At 70.7% G+C, this 24,963-nt stretch carries 27 protein-coding genes; 11 read left to right on the top strand and 16 right to left on the bottom strand.

The features are described from left to right. The first annotated feature begins 52 nt into the window (after positions 1–52). The 5 genes from V5F75_RS09835 to V5F75_RS09815 all read left to right on the top strand — a co-directional run bounded on the left by V5F75_RS09835 (position 53) and on the right by V5F75_RS09815 (position 6,228). On the top strand, positions 53–547 hold the full coding sequence (locus V5F75_RS09835; protein ID WP_394037554.1) for a formate dehydrogenase subunit gamma: 495 nt from the start codon (positions 53–55) through the stop codon (positions 545–547). Then, complete coding sequence (locus tag V5F75_RS09830) at positions 547–2,109, top strand: formate dehydrogenase beta subunit (RefSeq protein WP_394037552.1); 1,563 nt, start codon at positions 547–549, stop codon at positions 2,107–2,109. The genes V5F75_RS09835 and V5F75_RS09830 overlap by 1 nt, the downstream gene beginning before the upstream one ends. Before the next feature lie 16 nt (positions 2,110–2,125). Continuing rightward, a complete protein-coding gene (gene fdhF / locus V5F75_RS09825) occupies positions 2,126–4,966 on the top strand; it encodes a formate dehydrogenase subunit alpha (RefSeq protein ID WP_394037550.1) in 2,841 nt (946 codons plus the stop codon). A 157-nt stretch (positions 4,967–5,123) separates the two neighbouring features. Continuing rightward, positions 5,124–6,008: a formate dehydrogenase accessory sulfurtransferase FdhD gene (gene fdhD, locus V5F75_RS09820; protein ID WP_394037548.1), complete on the top strand. Its 885-nt coding sequence runs from the start codon at positions 5,124–5,126 to the stop codon at positions 6,006–6,008. Next, complete coding sequence (locus V5F75_RS09815; RefSeq protein ID WP_394037546.1) at positions 5,998–6,228, top strand: formate dehydrogenase subunit delta; 231 nt, start codon at positions 5,998–6,000, stop codon at positions 6,226–6,228. The genes fdhD and V5F75_RS09815 overlap by 11 nt, the downstream gene beginning before the upstream one ends. A 9-nt stretch (positions 6,229–6,237) precedes the next feature. Here the strand turns inward: V5F75_RS09815 and V5F75_RS09810 are convergent, their stop codons facing one another. Then, on the bottom strand, positions 6,238–7,110 hold the full coding sequence (locus tag V5F75_RS09810) for a cation diffusion facilitator family transporter (protein WP_394037544.1): 873 nt from the start codon (positions 7,108–7,110) through the stop codon (positions 6,238–6,240). Positions 7,111–7,152: 42 nt separating this feature from the next. Here V5F75_RS09810 and V5F75_RS09805 point away from each other — a divergent pair, with 42 nt between their 5' ends. Beyond that, positions 7,153–7,521 carry a hypothetical protein gene (locus V5F75_RS09805; protein WP_394037542.1) on the top strand — a complete coding sequence of 123 codons (369 nt, stop codon included), beginning with the start codon at positions 7,153–7,155 and terminating at the stop codon, positions 7,519–7,521. Between the two features lie 64 nt (positions 7,522–7,585). Here V5F75_RS09805 and V5F75_RS09800 read toward each other — a convergent pair whose 3' ends face one another. The 5 genes from V5F75_RS09800 to V5F75_RS09780 form a co-directional block, all read right to left on the bottom strand. Beyond that, the gene (locus tag V5F75_RS09800; protein ID WP_394037541.1) at positions 7,586–7,798 is read right to left on the bottom strand and encodes a DUF3126 family protein; all 213 of its coding nucleotides are present in this window, start codon (positions 7,796–7,798) and stop codon (positions 7,586–7,588) included. A gap of 119 nt (positions 7,799–7,917) precedes the next feature. Continuing rightward, on the bottom strand, positions 7,918–8,781 hold the full coding sequence (cysE, locus tag V5F75_RS09795; protein ID WP_394037607.1) for a serine O-acetyltransferase: 864 nt from the start codon (positions 8,779–8,781) through the stop codon (positions 7,918–7,920). Positions 8,782–8,895: 114 nt separating this feature from the next. Further along, positions 8,896–9,648, bottom strand: coding sequence for an alpha/beta fold hydrolase (locus V5F75_RS09790; RefSeq protein WP_394037539.1), 753 nt, complete (start codon positions 9,646–9,648; stop codon positions 8,896–8,898). A 105-nt stretch (positions 9,649–9,753) separates the two neighbouring features. Beyond that, positions 9,754–10,848 (bottom strand): hypothetical protein, encoded by a 1,095-nt coding sequence (locus V5F75_RS09785; protein ID WP_394037537.1) that lies wholly within the window; start codon positions 10,846–10,848, stop codon positions 9,754–9,756. Positions 10,849–10,967: 119 nt separating this feature from the next. Next, positions 10,968–12,758 carry an ABC transporter ATP-binding protein gene (locus tag V5F75_RS09780; protein ID WP_394037710.1) on the bottom strand — a complete coding sequence of 597 codons (1,791 nt, stop codon included), beginning with the start codon at positions 12,756–12,758 and terminating at the stop codon, positions 10,968–10,970. A 471-nt stretch (positions 12,759–13,229) separates the two neighbouring features. Here V5F75_RS09780 and V5F75_RS09775 point away from each other — a divergent pair, with 471 nt between their 5' ends. Together V5F75_RS09775 and V5F75_RS09770 are read left to right on the top strand one after the other, a co-directional pair. Next, the gene (locus tag V5F75_RS09775; protein WP_394037708.1) at positions 13,230–13,490 is read left to right on the top strand and encodes a zinc-finger domain-containing protein; all 261 of its coding nucleotides are present in this window, start codon (positions 13,230–13,232) and stop codon (positions 13,488–13,490) included. A gap of 37 nt (positions 13,491–13,527) precedes the next feature. Further along, a complete protein-coding gene (locus V5F75_RS09770; RefSeq protein ID WP_394037706.1) occupies positions 13,528–14,715 on the top strand; it encodes an FAD-dependent monooxygenase in 1,188 nt (395 codons plus the stop codon). 139 nt (positions 14,716–14,854) lie between these two features. Here V5F75_RS09770 and V5F75_RS09765 read toward each other — a convergent pair whose 3' ends face one another. Both V5F75_RS09765 and V5F75_RS09760 read right to left on the bottom strand, forming a co-directional pair. After that, positions 14,855–15,553, bottom strand: a complete 699-nt coding sequence (locus V5F75_RS09765; protein WP_394037704.1) for a VIT1/CCC1 transporter family protein — start codon at positions 15,551–15,553, stop codon at positions 14,855–14,857. A 180-nt stretch (positions 15,554–15,733) separates the two neighbouring features. Then, positions 15,734–16,705 (bottom strand): glutathione S-transferase family protein, encoded by a 972-nt coding sequence (locus V5F75_RS09760; RefSeq protein WP_394037702.1) that lies wholly within the window; start codon positions 16,703–16,705, stop codon positions 15,734–15,736. Between the two features lie 374 nt (positions 16,706–17,079). Here V5F75_RS09760 and V5F75_RS09755 point away from each other — a divergent pair, with 374 nt between their 5' ends. Beyond that, positions 17,080–17,574, top strand: a complete 495-nt coding sequence (locus tag V5F75_RS09755; protein WP_394037700.1) for a GNAT family N-acetyltransferase — start codon at positions 17,080–17,082, stop codon at positions 17,572–17,574. A gap of 21 nt (positions 17,575–17,595) precedes the next feature. On the opposite strand, the gene V5F75_RS09750 is transcribed toward V5F75_RS09755, so the two are convergent. From V5F75_RS09750 to V5F75_RS09735, 4 genes are all read right to left on the bottom strand, one after another. After that, the gene (locus tag V5F75_RS09750) at positions 17,596–18,048 is read right to left on the bottom strand and encodes a hypothetical protein (protein ID WP_394037698.1); all 453 of its coding nucleotides are present in this window, start codon (positions 18,046–18,048) and stop codon (positions 17,596–17,598) included. Positions 18,049–18,241: 193 nt separating this feature from the next. After that, complete coding sequence (locus V5F75_RS09745) at positions 18,242–18,709, bottom strand: SRPBCC family protein (RefSeq protein WP_394037696.1); 468 nt, start codon at positions 18,707–18,709, stop codon at positions 18,242–18,244. Beyond that, complete coding sequence (locus tag V5F75_RS09740) at positions 18,706–19,197, bottom strand: thioredoxin family protein (protein ID WP_394037694.1); 492 nt, start codon at positions 19,195–19,197, stop codon at positions 18,706–18,708. Before V5F75_RS09740 ends, V5F75_RS09745 begins: the two co-directional genes overlap by 4 nt. Further along, on the bottom strand, positions 19,185–19,664 hold the full coding sequence (locus V5F75_RS09735; RefSeq protein WP_394037692.1) for a hypothetical protein: 480 nt from the start codon (positions 19,662–19,664) through the stop codon (positions 19,185–19,187). Before V5F75_RS09735 ends, V5F75_RS09740 begins: the two co-directional genes overlap by 13 nt. A gap of 160 nt (positions 19,665–19,824) precedes the next feature. On the opposite strand from V5F75_RS09735, the gene V5F75_RS09730 reads away from it, so the two are divergent. Beyond that, positions 19,825–20,169: a hypothetical protein gene (locus V5F75_RS09730; protein WP_394037690.1), complete on the top strand. Its 345-nt coding sequence runs from the start codon at positions 19,825–19,827 to the stop codon at positions 20,167–20,169. Positions 20,170–20,177: 8 nt separating this feature from the next. Here V5F75_RS09730 and V5F75_RS09725 read toward each other — a convergent pair whose 3' ends face one another. Both V5F75_RS09725 and V5F75_RS09720 read right to left on the bottom strand, forming a co-directional pair. Next, positions 20,178–20,390 carry a type II toxin-antitoxin system HicB family antitoxin gene (locus V5F75_RS09725; RefSeq protein WP_394037688.1) on the bottom strand — a complete coding sequence of 71 codons (213 nt, stop codon included), beginning with the start codon at positions 20,388–20,390 and terminating at the stop codon, positions 20,178–20,180. Beyond that, positions 20,387–20,629, bottom strand: a complete 243-nt coding sequence (locus tag V5F75_RS09720) for a hypothetical protein (protein ID WP_394037686.1) — start codon at positions 20,627–20,629, stop codon at positions 20,387–20,389. The genes V5F75_RS09725 and V5F75_RS09720 overlap by 4 nt, the downstream gene beginning before the upstream one ends. A 265-nt stretch (positions 20,630–20,894) precedes the next feature. Between V5F75_RS09720 and V5F75_RS09715 the strand changes: the two genes are divergently transcribed. Beyond that, on the top strand, positions 20,895–22,325 hold the full coding sequence (locus V5F75_RS09715; RefSeq protein WP_394037684.1) for an exopolysaccharide biosynthesis polyprenyl glycosylphosphotransferase: 1,431 nt from the start codon (positions 20,895–20,897) through the stop codon (positions 22,323–22,325). A gap of 140 nt (positions 22,326–22,465) precedes the next feature. Here V5F75_RS09715 and V5F75_RS09710 read toward each other — a convergent pair whose 3' ends face one another. Then, positions 22,466–23,626 carry an AGE family epimerase/isomerase gene (locus tag V5F75_RS09710; RefSeq protein ID WP_394037682.1) on the bottom strand — a complete coding sequence of 387 codons (1,161 nt, stop codon included), beginning with the start codon at positions 23,624–23,626 and terminating at the stop codon, positions 22,466–22,468. A gap of 10 nt (positions 23,627–23,636) precedes the next feature. Then, positions 23,637–24,866: an HAD-IIIA family hydrolase gene (locus V5F75_RS09705; protein WP_394037680.1), complete on the bottom strand. Its 1,230-nt coding sequence runs from the start codon at positions 24,864–24,866 to the stop codon at positions 23,637–23,639. Between the last annotated feature and the right edge of the window lie 97 nt (positions 24,867–24,963).

Genomic DNA, 24,963 nt, shown 5'->3' with positions numbered 1-24,963 from the left:
CCGTCGCCCGAGCGGCCCCGATGAACAGTCTGACGCGGGAAGGCGGACGCCCATGGCGGTCTTTGAGGATTGGAGCACCGAGCGCGCGGCTCAGGTGATCGCGGAGCATCGGCACCTGGAGGGTGCCGCCATGCCCATCCTGCACGCGCTGCAGGAGACGTTCGGCTTCGTGCCCGATCCGGCCGTGCCCATGATCGCGGAAAGCCTCAACCTGTCGCGCGCCGAGGTCTACGGCGTCCTCACCTTCTATCACGACTTCCGCCGCGAGCCGCCGGGCCGCCACGTGGTGAAGCTGTGCGCGGCCGAGGCCTGCCAGTCCATGGGCGGCAAGGCGCTCGCCGCCTATGCGGAGGACAGGCTGGGCGTGGGCATGGGCGAGACCTCGCCCGACGGCAAGATCACGCTGGAGCCCATCTACTGCCTCGGCCTGTGCGCCTGCGCGCCCTCCGCCTTGGTGGACGGCCAGCTCGTGGGCCGGCTCGACCATGGCGCCATCGACGAGATGGCCGATGCCTTCGCCCACGGCAAAAGCTTCGGAGACGCGTGATGAAATCCCCCCGCATCTTCGTGCCCAACGACGCGACGGCGATGGCCTGCGGCGCCGACAGGGTCGCCCGCAAGCTGGAGCACGAGCTGCTCGCCCGCGGCGTCACCGCCGACATCACCCGCAACGGCTCGCGCGGCCTGTTCTGGCTGGAGCCGCTGATCGAGGTGGAAACCGAGAAGGGCCGCGTGGGCTACGGCCCGGTGAAGCCCTCCGACATCGAGGACCTGCTGCACGCCGGCATGCTCCACGGTGCCGACCATCCGCTCTGCGTGGGACTGGTGGATGAGATCCCCTACCTCAAGAAGCAGACGCGCCTCACCTTCGCCCGCATCGGCATCATCGATCCCCTCTCGCTCACCGACTACGAGGCCCATGGCGGCTATCGCGGCCTGAAGCGGGCGATCGAGATCGGCCCCTCCGCCACGGTGGAGGAGGTGGTGGAGAGCGGCCTGCGCGGACGCGGCGGCGCGGGCTTCCCCACCGGCATCAAGTGGCGCACGGTGGCGAGCGCCCCCGCCGACCAGCGCTACATCGTCTGCAATGCGGACGAGGGCGATTCGGGCACCTTCGCCGACCGGCTCATCATGGAGGCGGACCCCTTCTGCCTCATCGAGGGCATGACCATCGCCGGCCTCGCGGTGGGCGCGACCCGCGGCTACGTCTATTCCCGCTCCGAATATCCCCTGGCCTTCGTGGTGATGGAGAAGGCCATCGAGAAGGCCCGCGCCGCCGGGCTGCTGGGCCGGAACATCCTGGGCTCGGGCCTCGATTTCGACCTGGAGATGCGCATGGGCGCGGGCGCCTATGTGTGCGGCGAGGAGACGGCGCTGCTCGAAAGCCTGGAGGGCAAGCGCGGCCTGGTGCGCGCCAAGCCGCCGCTGCCGGCCCACAAGGGCCTGTTCCAGAAGCCCACCGTCATCAACAATCTCGTGTCCCTCGCCACCATCCCGGTGATCCTCGACAAGGGCGGCGCCTTCTATCGCGACTTCGGCATGGGTCGCTCCCGCGGCACCATGCCCATCCAGATCGCCGGCAACGTCAAATTTGGCGGCCTGTTCGAGACCGCCTTCGGCATCACCCTGGGCGAATTGGTCAACGACATCGGCGGGGGCACCCAGTCCGGCCGCCCGGTGAAGGCGGTGCAGGCGGGCGGGCCGCTCGGCGCCTATCTGCCGGTATCCCAGTTCGACACGCCGTTCGACTACGAGGCGTTCGCGGCGAAGGATGCGCTCATCGGCCATGGCGGCCTCGTGGTGTTCGACGACACCGTGGACCTTGCCGGCATGGCGCGCTTCGCCATGGAATTCTGCGCCCACGAGAGCTGCGGCAAGTGCACGCCCTGCCGCATCGGCTCCACCCGCGGGGTCGAGACCCTCGACAAGGTGATGGCCGGCGAGAAGCGCGAGGCCAATCTCGTGCTGCTGCGCGACCTCTGCAACACCATGAAGCTCGGCTCGCTGTGCGCGCTGGGCGGCTTCACGCCCTATCCGGTGCTGAGCGCCCTCAACCATTTCCCGGAAGACTTCGGCGACACGCCGAGCCTGCCGGCCGCCGCAGAATAATCCGGAGGAACGCCAAGTGTCCCTCATCAATGAAATCGACTACGGCACGCCGGCCTCGACCGCGGAGAAGCTGGTCACCCTCACCATCGACGGCATGCGCGTGAGCGTGCCCGAGGGCACCTCCATCATGCGCGCGGCCATGGAGGTCGGGAACCAGATCCCCAAGCTCTGCGCCACCGACATGCTGGACGCCTTCGGCTCCTGCCGCCTGTGCCTCGTGGAGATCGAGGGCCGCAACGGCACGCCCGCCTCCTGCACCACGCCGGTGGCGGAAGGCATCGTGGTGAAGACCCAGACCGAGCGGCTGAAGCAGATCCGCAAGGGGGTGATGGAGCTTTACATCTCCGACCACCCGCTGGACTGCCTCACCTGCTCCGCCAACGGCGACTGCGAGCTGCAGGAGATGGCCGGCGTCGTGGGCCTGCGCGACGTGCGCTACGGCTACGAGGGCGAGAGCCACACCAAGCTGGGCAAGGACGAATCCAACCCCTACTTCACCTATGAGCAGTCGAAGTGCATCGTCTGCAATCGCTGCGTGCGGGCATGCGAGGAGGTGCAGGGCACCTTCGCGCTCACCATTTCCGGCCGCGGCTTCGACAGCCGGGTTTCGCCGGGCATGAGCGAGCCGTTCCTCACCTCGGAATGCGTCTCGTGCGGGGCCTGCGTGCAGTCCTGCCCCACCGCGACCCTCAATGAGAAGTCCATGGTGGAGATCGGCACCCCCGAGCATGCGGTGGTGACCACCTGCGCCTATTGCGGCGTCGGCTGCGCCTTCCGGGCGGAGATGCGCGGCGACGAGCTGGTGCGCATGGTTCCCCACAAGGACGGCAAGGCGAACCGGGGCCACAGCTGCGTGAAGGGCCGCTTCGCCTATGGCTACGCCACCCACCAGGACCGCATCCTGAAGCCCATGATCCGAGCCTCCATCCACGAGCCGTGGAAGGAAGTGACCTATGAGGAGGCCATCCAATACGCCGCCTCCGAGTTCAAGCGCATCCAGGAGAAGTATGGCCGGCGCGCGGTGGGCGGCATCACCTCGTCCCGCTGCACCAATGAGGAGACCTATCTGGTCCAGAAGCTGATCCGCGGCGGCTTCGGCAACAACAACGTGGACACCTGCGCCCGCGTCTGCCACTCGCCCACCGGCTACGGCCTCTCCCAGACCTACGGCACCTCCGCCGGCACCCAGGATTTCGACAGCGTCGAGAAGTCGGACGTGGTGCTCATCATCGGCGCCAACCCCACCGACGGCCACCCTGTGTTCGGCTCGCGCCTCAAGAAGCGGCTGCGCGAGGGCGCCAAGCTGATCGTGGTGGACCCCCGCCGTACCGACATCGTGCGCTCGCCCCATGTGGAGGCGGCCTTCCACCTGCCGCTGAAGCCGGGCACCAATGTCGCCATCGTCACCGCCCTGGCCCATGTGATCGTCACCGAGGGCCTGGTGAACGAAGCCTTCGTGCGCGAGCGCTGCGACTGGGAGGATTTCCAGGAATGGGCGGCCTTCGTGGCCGATGAGCGCCACTCGCCCGAGGCGGTGGAGAAGTACACCCAGGTGCCCGCCGATCTGGTGCGCGGCGCGGCGCGCCTCTACGCCACCGGCGGCAACGGCGCCATCTATTACGGCCTCGGCGTCACCGAGCATTCCCAGGGCTCCACCACGGTGATGGCCATCGCCAACCTCGCCATGGCCACCGGCAACATCGGCCGCGAGGGCGTGGGCGTGAACCCGCTGCGCGGCCAGAACAACGTGCAGGGCTCGTGCGACATGGGCTCGTTCCCCCATGAGCTGCCGGGCTATCGCCACATCTCGGACGACGCCACCCGCGCCTCGTTCGAGGCCCTGTGGGGCGTGCACCTGGACGACGAGCCGGGCCTGCGCATTCCCAACATGTTCGATGCGGCGGTGGAGGGCACCTACAAGGGCATGTACGTGCAGGGCGAGGACATTCTTCAGTCCGACCCCGACACCAGGCATGTCTCGGCCGGCCTCGCGGCGCTGGAATGCCTCGTGGTGCAGGACCTGTTCCTGAACGAGACCGCCAATTACGCCCACGTCTTCCTGCCGGGCTGCACCTTCCTGGAGAAGGACGGCACCTTCACCAATGCCGAACGTCGCATCCAGCGCGTGCGCAAGGTGATGGCGCCGAAGAACGGCTATGCGGACTGGGAGGTGACCCAGATGCTGGCCAACGCGCTCGGCTTCAAGATGGACTATGCCCATCCCTCTGAGATCATGGACGAGATCGCGGCCCTCACGCCCTCCTTCGCCGGTGTGAGCTACCAGAAGCTGGATGAGTTGGGCTCGGTGCAGTGGCCCTGCAACGAGAAGGCCCCCGCCGGCACGCCGGTGATGCACATCGGCGGCTTCGTGCGCGGCAAGGGCAAGTTCATGCTCACCGAATACGTGCCCACCGACGAGAAGACCGGCCCGCGCTTCCCGCTGCTGCTCACCACCGGGCGCATCCTCAGCCAGTACAATGTGGGCGCCCAGACCCGGCGCACCGCGAACGTGGCCTGGCACCCGGAGGACGTGCTGGAAATCCACCCCTTCGATGCGGAGAACCGCGGCATCCGCGACGGCGACCATGTGAAGCTGGAAAGCCGCTCCGGCGCCACCTCGCTGAAGGCGGTGATTTCGGAACGGGTGGCGCCGGGGGTGGTCTACACCACCTTCCACCACCCGGTGACCCAGGCCAACGTGGTGACCACCGACTATTCCGACTGGGCCACCAACTGCCCGGAATACAAGGTGACGGCGGTGCAGGTCTCGCCCTCCAACGGGCCGACCCCGTGGCAGGAGGAATACGAGGACCTCTCCCGCGAGAGCCGCCGCATCGCCGCCGAGGCGGCGGAATAGGCCGCGCGAACGCGGCGCCCCCCACCTTCCCGTCCGCGGTTCCCTCACGCGGGCGGGGAGAGGCGGCGTCCGGGATCGCCGGCGGCCCCGTGTCCGCTTTCCCCTATGGGGAAGGGATCGCCACCGGAACTGCGTGAGGATCGAGCCAGGCGCCGCCATGACCGACACCCCGGAAACGCCCCTCTCCTGCGCCGCGCCGCAGGACCTGCTCCCGCCGCCGCCCTCCCGGCGCGTGGCGCGCGTGCAGGTGCGCGAGGGCGTGGCCGGCGGCGGCACCCGCGCGGTGCCGGAGGAGACGCCCGTCGCCCTCACCTTCAACGGCACCACCCATGCGGTGATGATGGCGACCCCCGCCGACATCCCCGCCTTCGCCCTCGGCTTCGCCCTCACGGAGGGCATCGTGGCCTCGCCTGCCGACATCCTCTCCGTCGAAGAGGTCGTGGTGGAAGAAGGCATCGAGGCGCGCATGTGGATCGCCGAGGAGAAGATGCGCACCCTCTCCGCCCGGCGCCGGGCCCTGGCTGGGCCCACCGGCTGCGGCCTGTGCGGGGTGGAGAGCCTCGCCGAGGCGGTGAAGCCGGCCGCGCGCGTCACCTGCGACCTGCGCCTCGCGCCGGAGGAGATCCTGGCCGCCATGGCGGCGCTCGGCCCGCTGCAGGCGCTCAACCACGAGACCCGCGCGGTCCATGCCGCCGCCTATGCCGAGCCGGGCGCCGGCATCCTGGCCCTGGCGGAGGACGTGGGCCGGCACAACGCCCTCGACAAGCTCGTGGGCCTTGCCACCCTGCGCGGGCTCGACACATCGCGGGGGCTGCTGCTGCTCACCAGCCGCGTGTCCATCGAGATGGTGCAGAAGGCATCGGTGCTCGGCACCGGCATCATCGCCGCGGTGTCCGCCCCCACGTCCCTCGCCATCCGCACGGCGGAGGCGGCGGGTATCACGCTCACCGCCGTGGTGCGCGCGGACGGTTTCGAGATTTTCACCCACCCCGAGCGCATCGCGCTCGCCAGCGCTGACGAACGGCACACCCATGTCGCATAGCACCTCGGAAAAGCTCGTCTACATGGCGAACCAGATCGCCACCGCCTTCGCCCAGCAGCCCCACGACGCCGCCGTGGAGGCGACGCGCACCCATATCCGCAAGTTCTGGGACCCGCGCATGCGCGCCAAGATCGCCGAGCATGTGGCCGCGGGCGGCGAAGGGCTCCTGCCCGTCGCCAGGGAGGCGCTGGAAGGCCTGCCCCCGGTCAAGGCCGCCTGAGCCGGCGGCTCAGACCACGTTCGCCGGAGCGAGGGCGCAGGCCATCCGCCCCTCCTCCACCTGAAGCACGGGATGGGAAATGCCGAAGCGCGCCTTCAGGCCGCGCACGGCGTCTTCCAGGAAGGCATCGTCCAGGCCGGCGCCGGGCCGCACCAGATGGGCGGAGAGCGCCGCCTCGGTGGTGGAAAGGCCCCAGATGTGCAGGTCGTGCACCTCGCTCACCCCCGGCAGGGCGGCGAGATAGGCTTCCACCGCGTCGCGGTCGATGTGGGCGGGAACGGTATCGAGGGCAAGGTTCACGCTGTCGCGCGCGAGGCCCCAGGTGGACACCACGATGACCACCGCGATCACCAGCGACACCGCCGAATCGAGCCACAGCCAGCCGGTGACGGCGATGAGCGCCGCCGCCGCCACAACCCCGAGCGACACCGCCGCATCCGCCGCCATGTGGAGGAAGGCGCCGCGCACGTTGAGGTCGCTCTTGCGCCCCGCCATGAACAGCATGGCCGTGCCGAGATTGACGCCGACGCCCACCAGCGCCGTGATCATGACCACGCCGGTCTTCACCGGCTCCGGATCATCCAGGCGCGAGAGGGCCTCGATGATGATGGCGCCGGTGCCCACCAGCAGCAGGATGGCATTGGCGAGGGCGGCGAGAATGGAGGAGCGGCCGTAGCCGAAGGTGCGCCGCGCGGTGGGCGCGCGACGCGAGAGCCACGCGGCGCCCCAGGCCAAAAGCAGGCCGAGCACGTCGGAAAGGTTGTGGCCGGCATCGGCCACCAGAGCGAGCGAGCCCGCCCACAGGCCCAGCAGCACTTCCACGATCACGAAGGCGAAGTTCAGGCCGGCGCCGATGGCGAACGCCCGCAGCGACTGCGGCATGGCATGGACATGCCCGGCGTGGCCTCCGTGGGAATGGCCATCATGGGAATGGCCATCGTGGGAGTGGCCGAGGGTATCGTGCCCCGCGTGGCCGCCCGCGCCATCCTGGTGATCGCCGTCCTGGTGATCGCCGTCCTGGTGATCGCCGTCCTGGTGATCGCCGTCCTGGTGATCGCCGTCATGCTCATCGCCGTCATGGGCATGGTGGGCATGATCGCGCGGCGCGCCGGCGGGAGCATCGTGGGTCTGGTGGCCCGCGCCCTGTGCAGGGCCGGAAGCGCCGACTTCCGCCCCCTGCGCCGTGGGCGCGGCGGAACCCTGCTCGTGCGAACCCCCGCGCGCCTTGTCCGGCCCGGCCATCTGCCCCTCCCTCACCCGATACGCCCCGCAGGGCCTACCTCAACAACATGAGGACTGCGTGTCACCGGGGCGCGGTGCCGCGCGCCGGTCAGCTCCGGGAGGGAGAGAGGAAGGCTCAATCCTCGAGATCGGTGTCGAGGATGGCCATCTGGAAGTTGTAGGAAAGCTCGCCGTCTTCCTTGTCCTCGAACAGCACGCCGATGAATTCGTCGCCGATGTAGACCTCGGCCGAATCCTTCTTCTTCGGGCGGGCCATCACCTTGATCTGCGGGTTGCCGAACAGGTTGCGCATGTAACGCTGAATGCTTTCGAAATCTTTCTTTTCCAAGGAGGCCTCCTGAGGTCCGCGAGGCCGCGTTATGGCCGCCGAGAGGGGCGCATTCAAGGCATGATCGCACGCAAATCCCAGATATCGCAGCGGTGGCGGGCCACCGCCGCGCTCTCCCGTCAGATATCGGCGCCCGCGAAGATGGCGATGTCCTCGAACACCTGGTCCATGGAGCGGGAGGGTTCGGCGCAGCCGGCCTCGCCCACCACCTTGGCGGGGATGCCCGCCACGGTGGTGTTGCGCGGCACCGGCTTCAGCACCACGGAGCCGGCGGCGACGCGGGCGCAGCGGCCCACCTCGATGTTGCCCAGCACCTTCGCCCCGGCGCCGATGAGCACGCCCCGGCGGATCTTGGGGTGCCGGTCCCCGGTCTCCTTGCCGGTGCCCCCCAGGGTGACGCCCTGCAGGATGGAGACGTCGTCCTCGATCACCGCCGTCATGCCGATCACGACACCCGTGGCATGGTCGAGGAAGATGCCCCGGCCCATGGGCACCTGGGGGTGGATATCCACCGTGAACACGCTGGACACGCGGCTCTGCAGGTAGAGCGCGAAATCAAACTGCCCATGCTGCCACAGCCAGTGGGCGAGGCGATGGGCCTGGATGGCGTGGAAGCCCTTGAAATAGAGCAGCGGCTCCAGGGCGCGGGTGGCCGCCGGGTCGCGGTCCACCACCGCCACGATATCGGCGCGCAGGGCCTGGGAGATGGACTTGTCGTCTGCGGTGGCCTCAAGATAGGCGGCCTGGATGACGACCGCCGGCATGTCGGGATGGTCGAGCCGCTGGGCGATGCGCTGGCCCACCGCGGCCTCCAGGCTCGGCTGGCCGAGCACGGCGCCGGTGAGGAAGGCCGCCATCAGCGGCTCTCGGACGACCGCCTCCTCGGCCTCGTTGCGCACCCGCGCCCACACCGGGTCCACCACGTCGTGCCAGCGGTCCACCGGGGCCTTGGTGAGCCGGATCGCGGGCGCATCGGCCTGCATCACCCCTGCGGGCAGAACCGGCACCGAAGTCTGTCCCATGCGTGCCTCCTTGAAGACGTCGGGAAACTTGATCCCCTTCTTAGCACATGCGGCAGGGCCCGCGCAGGGCGCCGTTCACGGCCGCCGCTTCAGGAAATCGAGAACGCCCTGCTTGAACACCTTGTCGCCCACCGCCGGGTTGTGGTCGCGGTTGGGAATGTCGAGCACCTCGCCGTCGGGCAGCAGCTCCGCGAGGGGGCGGGGGTCGCCGGCCACGGTGTCGCGGGTGCCCACCGCCACCAGCACCGGCTGGAAGATGCGGGCCACCTCCTCGCGCGTCAGCACCTGCCGGGAGCCGCGGATACAGGCGGCGAGCGCCCTCAGGTCCTGCTTGTTGGCGTCGGCGAAGGCGCGGAACATGCGGCCCATGGGGTCATCGACCGCATCGAGGCCCGGCGCCTCCATGGCATCGGCGATGGACTGGGGCAGGCCCACCCCGTCCACCAGATGGATGCCGAGCCCGCCCATCACCAGCGAGCGCACCATCTCCGGGAACAGGAGGGCGCTGAAGGCGCCAACGCGCGCGCCCATGGAATAGCCGATGACATCGGCCCGCTCGATCCCGAGATGGGAGAGCAGGCGCCGCGCATCCTCGGCCATGCGGGCGGTGTGGTAGAGCGCGGGATCATAGACCTTGCCGGAGGCGCCGTGGCCGCGATGATCGAACGCGATCACCCGGTAGCCGGCCTCGGTGAGGGTCTTCAACCAGGAGGGGCCGACCCAGTTGATCTCCTTGTTGGAGGCGAAGCCGTGGATGAGGAGCACGGGATCGCCCGCCCCCTCGTCGAGATAGGCGATGTCGATGCCGGCGGAATCGAAATGGGGCATTGGGGGTCCCTGGGGCTCCCGCGCGCGATGCGCGGCGGTGCGGGAAAGGCGCGCGACCCTAGTGCCGCGCCCCGCCCCTGCCAACCCCGTGACGCGGGCACGGGATCACGGGAACCGAAGCGGCGAGCCGCTGGTGCCCGCCAGCGCACCCCGTCGCCGGCGCGGCCGGCGCCACAGCCGGCGGGCGCAGGCGACGCAGAAGGCATTGGCGGACGAGACCAGGAGCCAGGCGTAGGCCACGAGCGCCAGCGCCCACCACACCAGCTTCAGCAGCGCCCCGGTGACGACGAGCGCGCCCCGGCCCAGGGTCTTCAATATGGCGAGGGTCTGCCCGCCCTTGGCCTCCGCGAGGCGGGCCAGGCGGGAGAGGTCGCGCCCGCCGTCGGCCACCTTCAGCCCCTCCAGGGCCGCGCGGGTTCCGGCCTTGGCCTCGACCACCGCCACGTCGTCCAGCATGCGGGCAAGGCCGGCGAGGCGGTCCGCCCGCACCACGCCCTTCAGCGCCGCCGCGTCCACCGCGCCCGGATGGGCCGCGAGCCGGCGCAGGGCGGCAAGATCAATGCTCTCGCGCACGGCCCGGCCGAGGCTGCGCGCCAGCGCGGCGGAAAGCCGGCCCGTGCGCCCCGCCACCTTCACCAGCGTGATGCCGGCCCGCGCCGGCAGGCCCGCCCCGCCGGTGGCGTAGGTGCCTGCCGTCAGCGCGAGGCCCACGGCCGAGAGGCCGAGGATCACTTCATCCGCATCCTCCCCGCGCGCCAGCTTCCAGCCCTCGCGGGAGGCATCGCGGATGTCGCCCCACACCATGAGGTCGCCCGCCAGCGCGCCGGCGAGCCCGGCCATGTCCTCCGGCTGGCCGCTCACGAAGCCGGCGCCGAAATCGCGCGCGGTGCGCAGGGCCTGCGCCGCCGGCGCATTGGCGGCGGCGACGCGGGCACGCAGCTCCGGCGCCAGCGCGAGGCCCCGCGCATCGGCCAATTCCACATAGGAGGCGGCGAGCACCGCGTCGTCCGCCTTCAGGGCGGCCTCGACGGCGGCGGACGCATCGGCGGCGGAGAAATCCCGGAGGCCGAGGTCCGCGAGCGCGGCGGGATCATCCCGCGCGGCCACGAGGCGTGCGCTCTCCTTCGCCACCGGCACCAGCCAGGGCGCCGCCCCGGCAAGGGCGGCGAGCAGAACGAAGAGGGAGAGGATGCGCGTCATGTCCCCCCTCATATGGCCCTGCTCCCGCCGGGGCGGGAGGGGCCTCCCGCCATCGGCTCCGGAGCCCGCCCGGCGCCGGGCGGGCTCCGCTCAAGCGCCGCGCGGGCCCGACCCCAGGTTCATGCGGCGAGGTCCAGCGCCTGCCGCTCGAACAGGGCGCGGTAGAGCCCGCCCTCGCGGCGCACCAGCTCCTCGTGGCTGCCTTCCTCGGCGATGCGGCCGCGGTCGAACACCAGCAGGCGGTCGAGGGCGCGCACCGTGGAGAGGCGGTGGGCGATGACGAGGGTGGTGCGCCCCTCCATCAGCCGCTCCATGGCCTCCTGGATCAGTGCCTCCGATTCCGAATCGAGGCTGGAGGTGGCCTCGTCCAGGATCAGGATGGGCGCATCCGCCAGGAAGGCGCGGGCGATGGCCACCCGTTGGCGCTCGCCGCCGGAGAGCTTCACCCCGCGCTCGCCCACCAGCGTGCCGTAGCCGCGCGGCAGGCGCTCGATGAAATCCGCCGCATGGGCGAGCTTCGCCGCCCGCTCGATCTCGGCGAAGGACGCGTCCGGCCGGGCATAGGCGATATTCTCCATGAGCGAGCGATGGAACAGGACGGGTTCCTGCTGCACCACCGCGATCGCCCGCCGCAGCGAGGCCTGCGAGACCTCCCGCACATCCTGCCCGTCCACGGCGACACGTCCGCCGCTGACATCGTAGAGGCGCTGGATGAGCTTCACGAAGGTGGTCTTGCCGGAGCCGGAATGCCCCACCAGCCCCACCCGCTCGCCGCCGGTGATGGAGACCGAGAGATCGCGATAGAGCGGCGTGGCATGGGCACCGTAGTGGAAGGTCACGTGCTCGAAGGCGATCCGCCCCTCCTCCACCCGCGCGGCCGGCGCGCCCGGCCGGTCGGCGATGGCGGCCTGCTGCCGGTCGAGCGCCACCAGCTCCTCCAGGTCGTTCAGCGAGCGCTGGAGGTTGTGCACGTGCATGCCGATGTCGCGCAGGTAGGAATGCACCACGAAATAGGTGGTGAGCACGTAGGCGACATCGCCGGGGCTCGCCTCGCCCCGCCACCACAGCACCAGCACCGCGCCGATGATGGCCGCCCGGAGCGCCAGCAGCATCACCAGCTGGAAGGTGCCGGCCCAGGTGCCGCGCATCCAGGTGCGCTGGGTGCGCGTCCGCCACTTGCCGAGCGCGTGGGTGAGGCGCCCCTCTTCCCGCGCCTCGGCGCCGAAGCCCTTCACCACCGGGTTGCAGCCCACCGCATCCGCCAGCACGCCGCCCACCCGCGTGTCCCAGGCGTTGGAAAGCCGGGCGGAGGGCGCCACCATCCTGACCGACAGCACCAGCGTGAGCGCCACGAACGCCGCCGCGCCCACGGCCACGATGAGCCCCATCACCGGCCAGTAGACCCCGAGCAGCACCGCCGAGCCGGCGAGCGCCACCAGCGAGGGCAGCAGCGCGATGAGGATGGTGTCGTCCAGAAGATCAAGCGACCACATCCCCCGCGAGATCTTGCGCACGGTGGAGCCGACGAAGGTGTTGGCGTGCCAGTCGGACGAGAAGCGCTGCACCCGCGCGAACGATTCGGCGGCGATGTCGGACATGCTGCCGAGGGTGAGGCGCACCAGGGTCTCGAACGAGAGGTGCCGCGCCACCAGCATGCCCGCGCCCAGCGCCAGCATGGCGAGGAAGGCCTCGACCGCGGCGGCGCGGGCCGCCTCCCGCTCGGCGGCCGGGGCGGCCACCGCCTCCACCAGCCGGCCGGCGAACACCGGCACGAACACCTCGCACAGAACGGAGACGAGCACCGCCCCCGCCGTCCCCGCGATCAGCCACGGCCGGCGCCGCCAGTGGCGCCACAGGAAGGAGAGCACGGCGCCGGTGCCGGCGGCCTGGGAAGAAGAGGAAAGCGACATGTCGTGATCCGGCGGCGCGCCGCGCCCGGCCGGTCCCTGGGAATGCAAGGAGGAAATGGCGCCCGGGCGCCATGGCGTGAAGCAGGGGTGCGCGGAGCCGGCCCGAGGCCCGGCTTCGACAAGCCGGGGCGCACCCGAACGGGACCTCCGCGAATCGCGCGCTGCCGGTCTCGCCGGCTCAGCCGGCCGAGCCTCTCAGCAGGCGGTGCGACGGCGCGGCAATGGCGCGGGCAGCAATGGCGCGGGCACCGGGAAGGCGCAGTCGCGCATGACAAATCGCATGGATGGCGCCCCCCTCTCTCACGTTGGGTGATGCCGCACCATAGCCGCCCCCGCCCGCTCCGGCAACCGCCCGGCCCGCGCCTCCGGCGCTTGTGACGCGCCCCGCCCCCTTTCATCCGGACGCGAGCGGGGATAAGGTCGCCGCGCTTTTTTGGAGCCTCTACAGGCAGAGCGACGACAGGCAGATCCATGGCGGACACCGGCATTCCTCACTTCTGCAACGACCTCGGGCTCACGACGATCGAGGTCGGCAGCAAGGAGTTCATGTGCATCGGCGCGAAGCCGCCGTTCGACCACCCGCACATCTTCCTCGATCTGGGCGAGGATGCGGAGAAGGTCTGCCCCTACTGCTCCACGCTCTACCGCTACAATCCCGATCTCGCCCACGGCACGGCAAAGCCCGAGGCCTGCGTCTGGCACGACGCGGACGAGACGTCCGCCGCCGCCTGATCTCTTTCTGCCGGCCGCCGCGGCGGCCGGGACCGACATGCCCGACCCCATCCCCTTCCGCCCGAAGCCGCAGCTTGCCGCACGCAGCGCCGTCATCGTCGGCGGCGGCATCGGCGGCCTTGCCTGCGCGATCGCCCTGCGCCGCGCCGGGGTCACCGTGCAGGTGGTGGAGCGGGCGAAGCGCCTGCGCGAGGTGGGTGCCGGCCTGCAGCTCACCCCCAACGCCACCCGCATCCTTCGTGATTTCGGCCTGCTCGACCGCCTGAAGGCGGCCGTCGTGGCGCCCAACGCGCTCGACGTGCGGGACGGGCGCACCGGCGCCACTCTCACCCGCACCGAATACGCCCCCGCCGCGACCCGCTACGGCGCGCCCTTCCTGGTGGTGCACCGGGCCGACCTGCAGGGCCTGCTGGCGGAGGCCGCCGCGGAAGCTGGCGCCGCCATCGCGCTCGGCGCCGACCTCACCGCTGTGGAGCCGGCCTTCGGCGGGGTGCGGGCGGTGGTGAACCAGGGCGGCGACCTCATCGCCCACGGCGCCGACATCCTGGTGGGGGCGGACGGCGTGCGCTCGGCGGTGCGCGCCCATCTCGGCACATCGGCGCCGCCCGTGTTCGCGCGCCGCGTCGCCTACCGCACCACGGTGAATCTGCCCGACGACTACCCCAACGAGGTGCGCCTCTATCTGGGCCGCGATGCCCATCTGGTGGTCTATCCGGTGAAGGGCGGGGCCACCTTGAACCTCGTCGCCATCGTCAAGGAGACGACGCCCGTCGCGCGCTGGAATGCGCCGGGCGAGGGGGCGGCCGTGCATCTCGCCTTCGCCGGCTGGAACGCGGAGGTGCGCCGGCTGCTGGAGAGCGCGCCCCACTTCCTGTGCTGGGGCCTCTACGACATCGACCCCCTGCCGCGCTGGAGCGCCGGCCGGGTGACCCTGCTGGGCGATGCCGCCCATGCCATGCTGCCCTTCCTCGCCCAGGGCGCGGCGCAGGCCATCGAGGATGCGGCCGCCCTCGCCGGCGCGATCACCCGCCACCGCGACGCCGCCGGCGCCCTCAAGGCCTACGAGGGCGAGCGCATGGCTCGCACCGCGCGCATCCAGCGGGAGGCGCGCCGCAACGGCATCATCTACCACCTCTCCGGCCCGCCGCGCTTCGCCCGAGACCTGGTGCTGCGCCGGCAGGGCGCGGCCCTGCTCGACCGCTACGGCTGGATCTACGGCGTCTGAGGCGGGGCCGGCCGCGCAGCGAAGCCTGGGAGGCGATTGCCCAGCCCCTGAGACCCGTGACGGCCCGCGCCCCCGCGCGCGAGCCGCCGTCATGGCGCGGCGAAGAAGGCGCCGCCCTCCCGCCCGGCCACGGGCTGCGTCAGACGGCGCCGCCCACCAGATGGCCGACGCCGGCCGTGACGGCGAGCGCGAGCGCGCCCCAGAAGGCGACGCGCAGGGTCGGCTTCAGCACCGGCGCGCCGCCGGCCTTCGCGCCCAGGGCCCCCAGCACCGCCAGCAGCAGCAGCGAAACGGCCGAGATGGTGACCACCTGCGCCCCCGCGGGCGTGAGCGCCGCGACGATGATGGGCACGATGGCGCCGGCCGTGAAGGTGCCGGCCGAGGTGAGCGCCGCCTCGATGGGCCGCGCCACCACCACCTCGGAAATGCCCAGCTCGTCGCGGGCGTGCGCGCCCAGGGCGTCCTTGGCCATGAGCTGCTCGGCCACCTTGGCGGCGAGCTTCGGCTCCACGCCGCGCGCCTCGTAGATGGCGGCGAGCTCGCGCTGCTCGTGATCGGGCATGGTGGCCAGCTCGCGCTTCTCCTGCGCCAGCTCCGCCGCCTCGGTGTCGGCCTGGGAGCTGACCGAGACATATTCGCCCGCCGCCATGGAGAGCGCGCCGGCCACGATGCCGGCAGTGCCGGCCACCAGCACGTCCTCCGAGGAGGTCGCCGCGGCGGCGACACCCACCATGAGGGACGAGATGGAGATGATGCCGTCATTGGCGCCGAGCACGGCGGCCCGGAGCCAGCCGATGCGATCGACGAGATGGCGCTCTGTATGCCTGGGTGGGTTCAAGATCAGTCCTCACTGAGGGATGCACGCCACGCGCCACGGCGCGCCGGCACCCCAGCGGCACGCCCGGACGGCGCGCCGAAGCGCCGGCGCCTCGCCCGAAGGCCCCTCCGCGCCGGTGCCGGACCAGCCCCGCGCGACCTTCCTGCGCGGGACGCATGACGGCTTCACGACGCCCGCGCCTCAGCTTTGCGCGAACCGTTCGCGATCATGCGGCGCATCGAGATCCTGGAGCGGGCCCAGGGGCACGATGCCGGTGGGGTTGATGGCCTTGTGGCTCTCGTAATAGTGCCGCTTGATGTGGGTAAAATCCACCGTCGGCCGGATCTTCGGGTGCTGGTAGAGCGCCTTCAGGGTGTTGAAGAGGCTCGGGTAATCCGCGATGCGGCGGATGTTGCACTTGAAATGGCCCACATAGACCGCATCGAACCGCACCAGCGTGGTGAAGAGGCGGATGTCGGCCTCCGTCATCACATCGCCCACCAGATAGGGATGGCGCGAGAGATGGGCGTCGAGCGCATCGAGCCGGCGGAACAGCACGCTCACCGCCTCCGCATAGGCAGCCTGGGTGGTGGCGAAGCCGGCCTTGTACACGCCGTTGTTCACCTCGTCGTAGACCACCTGGTTCACGGCATCGATCTCGCCGCGCAGCGGCGCGGGGCAGTAGTCCGTGGTCACCTCCGTGAACGCGGCGAAGGCCGTGTTGAACATGCGGATGATCTCCGCCGATTCGTTGCTCACGATGGTGCCGCGTGCCTTGTCCCACAGCACCGGCACCGTGACACGCCCGGTATAGGCGGGGTCGGCGGCGGTGTAGACCTCATGGAGGCGGGTCTTGCCGAGCACGGGATCGGGGGCGGGGAAGGTCCAGCCCTCCGCGCCCATGTAGGGGTCCACCACGCTCACGGAAACGATGTCCTCGAGGCCTTTCAGGGCACGCATGATGAGGGTGCGGTGCGCCCACGGGCAGGCGAGCGACACATAAAGGTGATAGCGCCCGGCGGCGGCGGGAAAGCCCCCTTCCCCGCTCGGCCCCGGCGCGCCGTCGGCGGTGACGAAATTGCGGAAGCGCGAGGCCTGCCGCTCGAAGCGGCCGCCGGTGTGCGCCGTGTCGTACCACTGGTCGTGCCAGACGCCGTCGATGAGAAGGCCCATGGGTGTCTCCTGTGCGTGGCCGTGCCCCTCCCTCGCGGCCGCCGCCCCGAAGGTCCTCCTCACATGGCGTCTCGCGTGCGCGGTGGCCATAAGCGGGGCGGCAAACGCCGTTTGCGCGGCGGCATCGCTTTGCCGGCTCACCCCACTGGACCGCGGCCAGGGGGCATGCTATCGCCCGCCGCATACGAGGAAGGAACCCGTCGAGATGACCGCCCTGGTCCAAGGCCCGGCCCGCTGCCAGCAGCGACGACGAATGAACGCGGCGCGCCCCCGCGTCCGCTTCGCCCTGCCCGCCTGACGCACCTTCGGCGACGCCCCGCGCGCCGGGGTCCGGGCGGGATGACCTCCCCTGCCCGAAAGTGCCGAAGACCATCATGACCGAGCTTCCCCTCACCATCGCCCTTGAGACCTCCCATGACGACGCGGCCGTGGACCGGCTGCACGAGCGCACCTTCGGTCCCGGCCGGTTCTCGCGCACGGCTTTCCGCATCCGCGAGCAGAAGGGGCACGAGCGCGCCCTCTCGTTCACCGCGCGGGTGGGCACCATGCTGGTGGGCTCCGTGCGGCTCACGCAGGTGCGCATCGGCGCCACCCCGGCGCTGCTGCTGGGCCCGCTCTCGGTGGAGCCGCCGTTCCAGTCGGTCGGCATCGGCGGACGGCTGATGGAGGACGCCCTGGAGGCGGCCCGCGCCGCCGGCCACCGGCTCGTGGTGCTGGTGGGTGACGAGCCCTATTACGCCAAGTTCGGCTTCAAGCGCGTGCCGCCCGGCACCGTGACCCTGCCCGGCCCCGTGGACCCGGCGCGGCTGCTGGTGGCGGAGCTGGACGAAGGCGCCTTCGTCGGCGTCTCCGGCATGGTGAACGCCTGAGGCGGGGCCAGGCGCGGCCCCTCAGGCGAAATGCCCCATAAGGCAGGCCAGCAGCACGGCGGCAAGGCCGAGATCGGAGACCATGGCGATGGTCTCCTTGCCGCCGCGCTCCTTCTGCATGGCATGCTGGATGCCCGCGAGGCCCAGGAACACCGCCCCCGCCAGCATCGCCGGCACCAGAAACAGCGGCCACGGCAGCGAGAGCAGCGCCAGCAGCGCGATGGCGCCATTGGCGAAGCCCAGCTCCCGCACCACGATATGGGCGCGCGGGTCGCTGATGCCGAGGATGCGTGCGGTGAACTCCGGCTGCGTCACCTGCCTCGCCGCCGCGAGCATGATGCGCACGCCGACGCCCCAGAAGGTGAACCACTTGGCCGCGAGTGCCGCCGGCGCGCCGCCGTGCAGCGCCAGCTCGGCGCCGATGGAGAGGAGCGGCAGCACCGCCATGGTGGCCAGAATGACGCGAAGATACATGCCGCTTCCCCGCATTCGCCCACCGCGCCCACACGCCGGCAGGGGAGGCTACAAGGCTTCCTGCCGCGCATAATACCCAAGGCCCATGAGCTTGGCTCATGGGCCTTGGGTTAAGCCCGCGCGGCGCTTGAGCGGACCCACCTGGCTCCGGTCAAAGACCGGGGCCGATGGTATAAGCCCTGGCGCCGTGCGCTCAGGCGCCGTGCTCCAGAAGATCGGGCAGGCGCCGGGCGAGGCTGCGCAGCACGCTCTCGGCGCCCTTGGACATGACATCGAACACCTGGTCCGCCGCCGCATCGGCCGGAAAGCCCTCGTGCACGAAGGTGAGGCGAGTACCGTCCGCGACAGGAGAGAGGGTCCAGGTCACGGTCGTGTCGATGTGGCGGCCGAAGCCCTTCAGCTCCTCATGGCCGCCGCGCCAGGAGAAGCGCAGCAGCTTTTCCGGCACCACCTCCAGCACCTGGCACTGGAACTCCCCGTCCCACCGCTCCACCGGCCGGCTCCATATGGTGAACTTGTGCCCCGGCGTGGGCTGGATGTCGTTCGGGAAGAACCAGACGGCGAGCCATTCGGAATCGGTCATGGCCCGCCATACGACGTCCAGGGGAAAGGCGAGGTCGGCGTCCTTGCGAATGGCGCGGGTTTCGGCGGAAACGGTCACGGGGCAGCTCCGGTCTGGAGGGGAACGGGTGCGGCGCCGGCATCCTCCTGCGCCTCGGAAAGGGCGCCGTAGAGCCAGCGCCGCAGGTCGGACGCGGCGAGCACCCCCGTGACGCGCGCCACCTCCCTCCGGCCATGCACGAGGCTCAGGGTCGGCACGGTGCGGATGCGGAAGTGCGCGGCGAGGTCGCTCTCGGCGTCGGTGTCCACGGTGGCGAACCGCACATGGGGCTCGAACTCGGCGGCGAGCGCCTCGAACACCGGCGCCAGGGCACGGCACGGCCCGCACCAGTCGGCCCAAAAATCGATGAGCAGGGGCAGGCCGCGCGCGGCGGTGTGGGCATCGAACCGCGCCGCCGTCAGCTCCAGCGGCCGGCCGCTGAAAAGCGCCCCGCCGCACGCGCCGCAGCGGGCGGTCCGCAACTCCACGCCGGCCGCGGGGGGAATGCGCGCGTCGCAATGGGGGCAGGCGATGCTCAGGGCGCGCATGGAAGCTCTCCTTCGGGGGCGGGTGCGGCCGGCGCCGCGCCGTCGAGGCGGCCGGCGAAGCGCGCGCGGAACGCGGCCCAGGCAGCGGCATCGGGAAAATCCACCTGCGCCCACCATTCCACGGTGTCGGTGCCATCAGCCCAGCGGCGCGGCTCCGCGTGCCAGCGCAGATGGGGCCAGCGCGGGTTGCGCCCCGCCCGCCCGGCTTCGTCGCGCACGGCGGAGCGGCCGATGGCCTCGGAGAGGCCGGCCATCACCTCCGGCCGGAAGGTGAGCGCGAAGGCGATGCCGTGCCGGTTCAGCCGGTGCGGCGCGCGCAGCAGATATTGTTCCATCAGGGCGAAGCCGGGCGGGCCATCCGGCGCGCGAAACTCGCGCATCACCAGCAGCCGGAAGCCCGAGGGGCCCGCCGCCGCCGGCACCGCGTGCACGGCGGTGGGCGTCTCGTGGAGCCGGGCGGCGGCCATCAGGCGGCCCTCCGGAAGAGGCGCGCCGCGCCGGCGCCGGCATGCGCAAGGCGTCCGGCCGGATGCCGGAAAGGCAGGTGGCGGCAGGCGCCGATGTCGGTCGCGGGCTCCATGGCACCGAACGTGCAAGAATGTTGCCGCACCGCACGAGCGAGGCCCCGTGACCCGAGCCGACTACATTCCCGAGCTGAGCGAGGTGCGCATGGTGCGCCGCGCGCCGGAGCACCCCCTCCCCTTCGCGGACGACGACCGCGCCTATGTGCGCGGCTGCCTGTCCGCGCTGGAGGCGGCGTTCGGCTTCACGGCCTTTCCGGGGCTCTCCTTCGATCAGATCCCGGCCCGGACACTGATTTCCCACTTCATCGCGTGGTGGCGCACGCTGGAGCCGCGCACCCCCGCCCAGGCGGAGGCCCACGCCCGGCTCCCGGCCGCCATCCGCCTCATCGACACCGTCTCCATCTGGCTGGAGGAGCAGGCGCGGCGCCGCCCGCCCGCCGGGCGCTGAGCCGGCCCTCAGCCGGCCGAAGGCTCCGGCGGCACGCGGTCGGCCGCCTTCAGGGCGTCGAGACAGGCGAAGAGGGCTTCCCGCCCGTCGGCGATCGCCTCCCCTGGCGTATCCCCGACACCGATGCAGCCGGGAATGTCGGGAAAGCGCGCGATGAAGCCGCCGCCGTCCTCCGGGGCGAGGGGCTCCAGCGTATGGGGATAGGCCGCGAGATCGGTCATTGGTCGAGCCCGTCCATACGGTCGATCATGGCGACGAAGGCGCGCACGTGCGCCGGCCGGATCTTCCGCCGCAGGGGCACGGCCACGCAATCGGGCACGGAGGGATGGGTGAACACCACGTGGGTGCCCGTGACCTTGCGAAACTTCAGCGCATATTGGGAGGCGGTGATCTCGAAATCGGCCGGGCGCCAGTCGCCGCCCGGATTGCTGCGCAATGCTTCGAGGCGCTTGTTGTACATGGCAAAAAATCCGTCGCAAGAAAATGGAGGCGGAACCTGAAAGCCTTCAGCTTACGCCCCTTCCCGCCCGCGGCAAGCCGCGCATGCGCGTCCCCTTGGGCCGTCCATGCAAGCTGTTGGAATGAGACACAATTCGTGAGGTCTTCAGCGTTAATCAAAGCCTAAGGTCGGTGGCCACCTACCCTTGACGGTCAAGCTGTGATTAAGGAGAAGTTGAGACCAAAGCTCGGTCGCCTCGACGATTGGGCTGGCGGGAATGCGCAGAATGACTCGTTGGACCCACGGCCTCATCAATCGCCTCGTCATCCTCTGCGATATCTTCATGTCGCTGCTGGCAGCGGTGGTCGCGCATCTGCACTGGAACTTCTTGTCCTGGAGCCAGATCGCCATCCTCTGGACCATCGGCATCCTCGTCTTCGTGCAGATATTACAATTCGGGCGAGGCTACAGGGTCGAGCATTACTCTCGCGTGCGGCGGCAGTTGGGACACATCATCGTGGGTTGTGTCCCCGCCGGAACGGTGGTGGCCGTCTGCTACTATGCGATGATCCCCGCCGACGCGACCAACCTGAAGGCCCTCGTGGGCTGGTGCGTGGTCACGGTGATCGCCCTGCTGTTCGGACGGCTGGTGCCGGTGCGCCTCGGCATGATCCTGGTGAAGCGCAACGCGGTGCTGCGGCGGAACGTGGCGGTGCTCGGCGAGCGCGCCCGCGCCCGCGAGCTGGTGGACCGGTATGACGGGCAGGAAGGCCAGAGCGGCCTGGTCTCCTTCGTCGGCATCTTCACCGACGACGCCGAGGCCGCCGCCGACGGGAACACCGCCCTCTCGCCCGTGACCGGCAAGCGCTATCCGCAGGAGCGGAGCGGCATCGCCGCGCTCCTCGACTATGCCCGCGACGCGCGGGTGGACATGGTGGTCATCGCCAAGCCGTGGTCCGACCCCGCCGCCATCTCCGCCATGGTGAGCGAGCTGCACCAGATCGCCACCGACGTGGTGGTGGAGCTCGACCCCCACTCCTTCTCGCTCAACTACGCCCACCTCACCATGCTGGCCGGCGAGCCGGCGCTGCAGGTGCAGCAGCAGCCCTTCAAGGGCTCCCTCGGCCTGCTGAAGGCGGTGGAGGATTACGTGGTCGCCACCATCGGCCTTATCCTCACCTCGCCGATCCTGTTGGCCGCGGCCATCGCCATCAAGCTGGAATCGCCGGGCCCGGTGCTGTTCAGGCAGCCCCGCGTGGGACGCAACAACAAGGTGTTCGAGGTCTTCAAGCTGCGCACCATGACCGTCGATCTCAGCGACGACGGCTCCGCCGGCACGCGGCGCGACAGCCCGCGCATCACCCGCGTCGGCCGCTTCCTGCGCTCCACCTCCATCGACGAGCTGCCGCAGCTCCTGAACGTGCTGAAGGGCGACATGTCGGTGGTGGGCCCGCGCCCCCACGTGCCCAACATGCTGATCTCGCCCAACGTGGTGTACGAGGCGATCCAGCATTACGTGGCGCGCTACCGGGTGAAGCCCGGCATCACCGGCTGGGCGCAGATCAACGGCTCGCGCGGGCCGGTTCTCTCGGTGGAGAAGGCCGAGCGCCGCCTCGCCCTCGATCTCTACTACATCGAGAACTGGTCCATCTGGCTCGACTTCCGCATCATGGTGCTCACCGTCACCAAGGGCATGGCCGGTCCCTCCGTGTTCTGAAAACAAAGGCCCGCGAGCTTGGCTCGCGGGCCTTTCTCATGGACCTTTGGTTCTCATGGACCTTTGGTCAAGCCCGCCCGTCGTTCGAGCGAACCTCGCCTCGCGCCGGTCAAAGATGGGGCCGATGGCTCAGCCCGCCCTCAGCGCCGGCCCTCGACGGTGTCGATGAGCTCCGCCAGGGCGCAGGTGATGTGGTAGAGAGAGGAGCCGGGCGCCGGCATCTCCACCCAGGTGCCGTCGGGGTTCGAGACATCCTGCCACGTACCGGGCACCGGCATGTCGAGATAGAGCTTCAGCCCCGCATAGGCGCGCCTCGCCTCCTCCGCCTCCTCCGCGGTGCCGAGCCGCCGCAGACGGGCCAGCGCCACCTTCAGGCGCTCGGTCTGCGGCCACAGGCGCGCGGTGGCCTTGTGCACCGCGCCGGCGGTGGTCACCTCATTGATGGTCACCCCCCGCACCGGGTCGATGCCGTAGGCGCGGCCGAAGGCGGTGAGCCGGTCGGAGACGGCATCGCCCGGCCAGCCCCACGGCACCAGCCCCTCGAACAGCCATGCCCATTCGAAGCAATGGCCCGGCTCCACGATGGTGCCCTCCAGGCCGGGGGCCGGCTTCAGGTCCTCGGTGAAATATTCGATCAGCGCGCCGGTGGCGGCATCGATGAAGTGGTCGCGGCACAGCCGCGCCATGCCTTCCGCGCGGGCCTTCCACTCCTTCCGGCCGCTCACCGCGTAAAGCGCGGAGAAGGACTCGAAGAAGTGCATGTGCGGGTTCTGGTGGCGGAACGGGCGGGGAATGTCCCGCTCCACGAAGCCGCCGGCCGGGTGGGCGTGGTCCTTCTCCAGCACCGAAACCAGCGCCTCGGCCGCCTCCAGCAGCTCCGGACGACGCAGCGCCCGCGAGGTGTGGCCCAGGCAGAACAGCATGAAGGCCTGGTCGTAGAGGTCCGCGCGCGCGTCATGCACGGCGCCGTCGGTGGTGAAGGAGTGGATGAAGAGGCCGTCCGCCCGCCGCCCGTGGGCGAGCAGGTAGTCCACCGTGGCGCCGGAGAGGGCGCGCCAGTCCCCGGCCCAGCCGAGCCGCCCCATCTCGCAGAAGGAATAGGCGTGGCGGGCCTGCACGAAGAGGCGGCGCGGCGCATCGTCCGCCGCGCCGGCGCGCGTCAGCCGCTCCGCGAACAGCCCCTTCGCCAGCCGTCCCCGGCTGGACCAGAGGGGCGCGGCGATGTCGAGCAGCCAGTGGCGGGCGTCGTCGGAAATGTCCTTCAGGCCCTGGACGGCGGGCGAAACGGCGAGGCCGGTCATCACGGGCTCCTCAGCGGGCGGCGGCAAGGCGGGAAGCCGCGGGGTGAAGCCCCTCCACGAAGGCCAGCAGGTCGCCTCCGGTGAAGAGGTGGCCCGCGATACCGGCGCCCGTGGCGGCCTGGAGATCGGACTCCTTGTCGCCGATGAGCAGGCTCGCCTTCGCGTCCACCGGCCAGTGGGCCATGAGGTCGAGGAGCATGCCGGGCTCGGGCTTGCGCCAGGCGTGGGCGTCGGCATAGCGCGCCACGGTGCCGTCCGGGTGGTAGGGGCAATAGCGCCAGTCGTCGATGGAGGCCCCGGTGGCGCGCAGCTCGTCGGTCATCCAGGCGTGGAGCGCGGCGACGTCCTCCTCCGGATAGAAGCCGCGGGCGACACCGGCCTGGTTGGTGACCACGAAGGTGTAGAAGCCGAGGTCGTTGAAGCGCTTCACCGCCGCCTTGGCGCCGGGCACCCAGGTGATGTCGGCGGCCTTGTGGGCATAGCCCGTGTCCACGTTCAGCACGCCGTCGCGGTCGAAGAACACGGCCGGGCGCCGCCGCCGCGCCGGCACCGTGACCTGCGCCTCGGCATAGGTCTCGGGAATGCCGATGTCGATGAAGAAGCCGTCATAGGCGATGCCGGTCACCTTGCCCTCGGCCACAAGGCGCGGCAGCAGGTCCGCCTCCATCGAGGAGGGGCAGGCCAGCGCCTCCAGCGCCCGCCGGCGCACCACGTAGACGCCGCCGTTGATGAGCGCCTTGTCCAACCCGGCCCCGCGCGGGCGGAAGGCGGCGATGCGCGCGCCTTCGAGCACGATGGTCTCGTAGCGGTCCGGCCGCTCCACGAGGCGCAGCGCCATGCCCACCTCGCTATCGTGGGCCAGCGTCCCGGCGGCGAGGTCGAGCCAGTTGAAGTCGAACCAGGTGTCGCCGTTCAGGAGCAGGAAGGTCTCGTCCAGCAGCGGCAAAGCGTTCACCAGAGCTCCGCCGGTGCCGAGCGGCGTCGTCTCCACCGAGATCTCGACCGTGACATCGAAGCGGCCGCGCACGTCGGTGCGCTCGATATAGTCGCCGACCACCCCCGCGCGATGCCCCGCGAGCAGCAGGAACCTGGTGAAGCCGCGCCGCCGCGCCTCGGCGATGAGCACCTCCACGAACGGGATGTCGCCCACCGGCAGCAGCGGCTTCGGCGTGTCGGCGGTGAGCGCCCCCAGGCGCGTGCCGAGCCCGCCGAGCAGAATGACGCATTGCTTCACGACCACCAGCCGATCCCCCTCTGGTGCGCCCCCGCGCGGCGGGGAGCCTCTTCCCCCGGCGAAGGCGCGTCAATCTTCTCACTCCGGCGGCGCCAGCGCGCCG

It is taken from the genome of Xanthobacter albus, assembly GCF_043194895.2.
In the GTDB taxonomy this organism is placed as follows: domain Bacteria; phylum Pseudomonadota; class Alphaproteobacteria; order Rhizobiales; family Xanthobacteraceae; genus Xanthobacter.
Note: the sequence above shows the minus strand (reverse complement) of the source record. Positions and strands in the feature narration are given on the sequence as shown.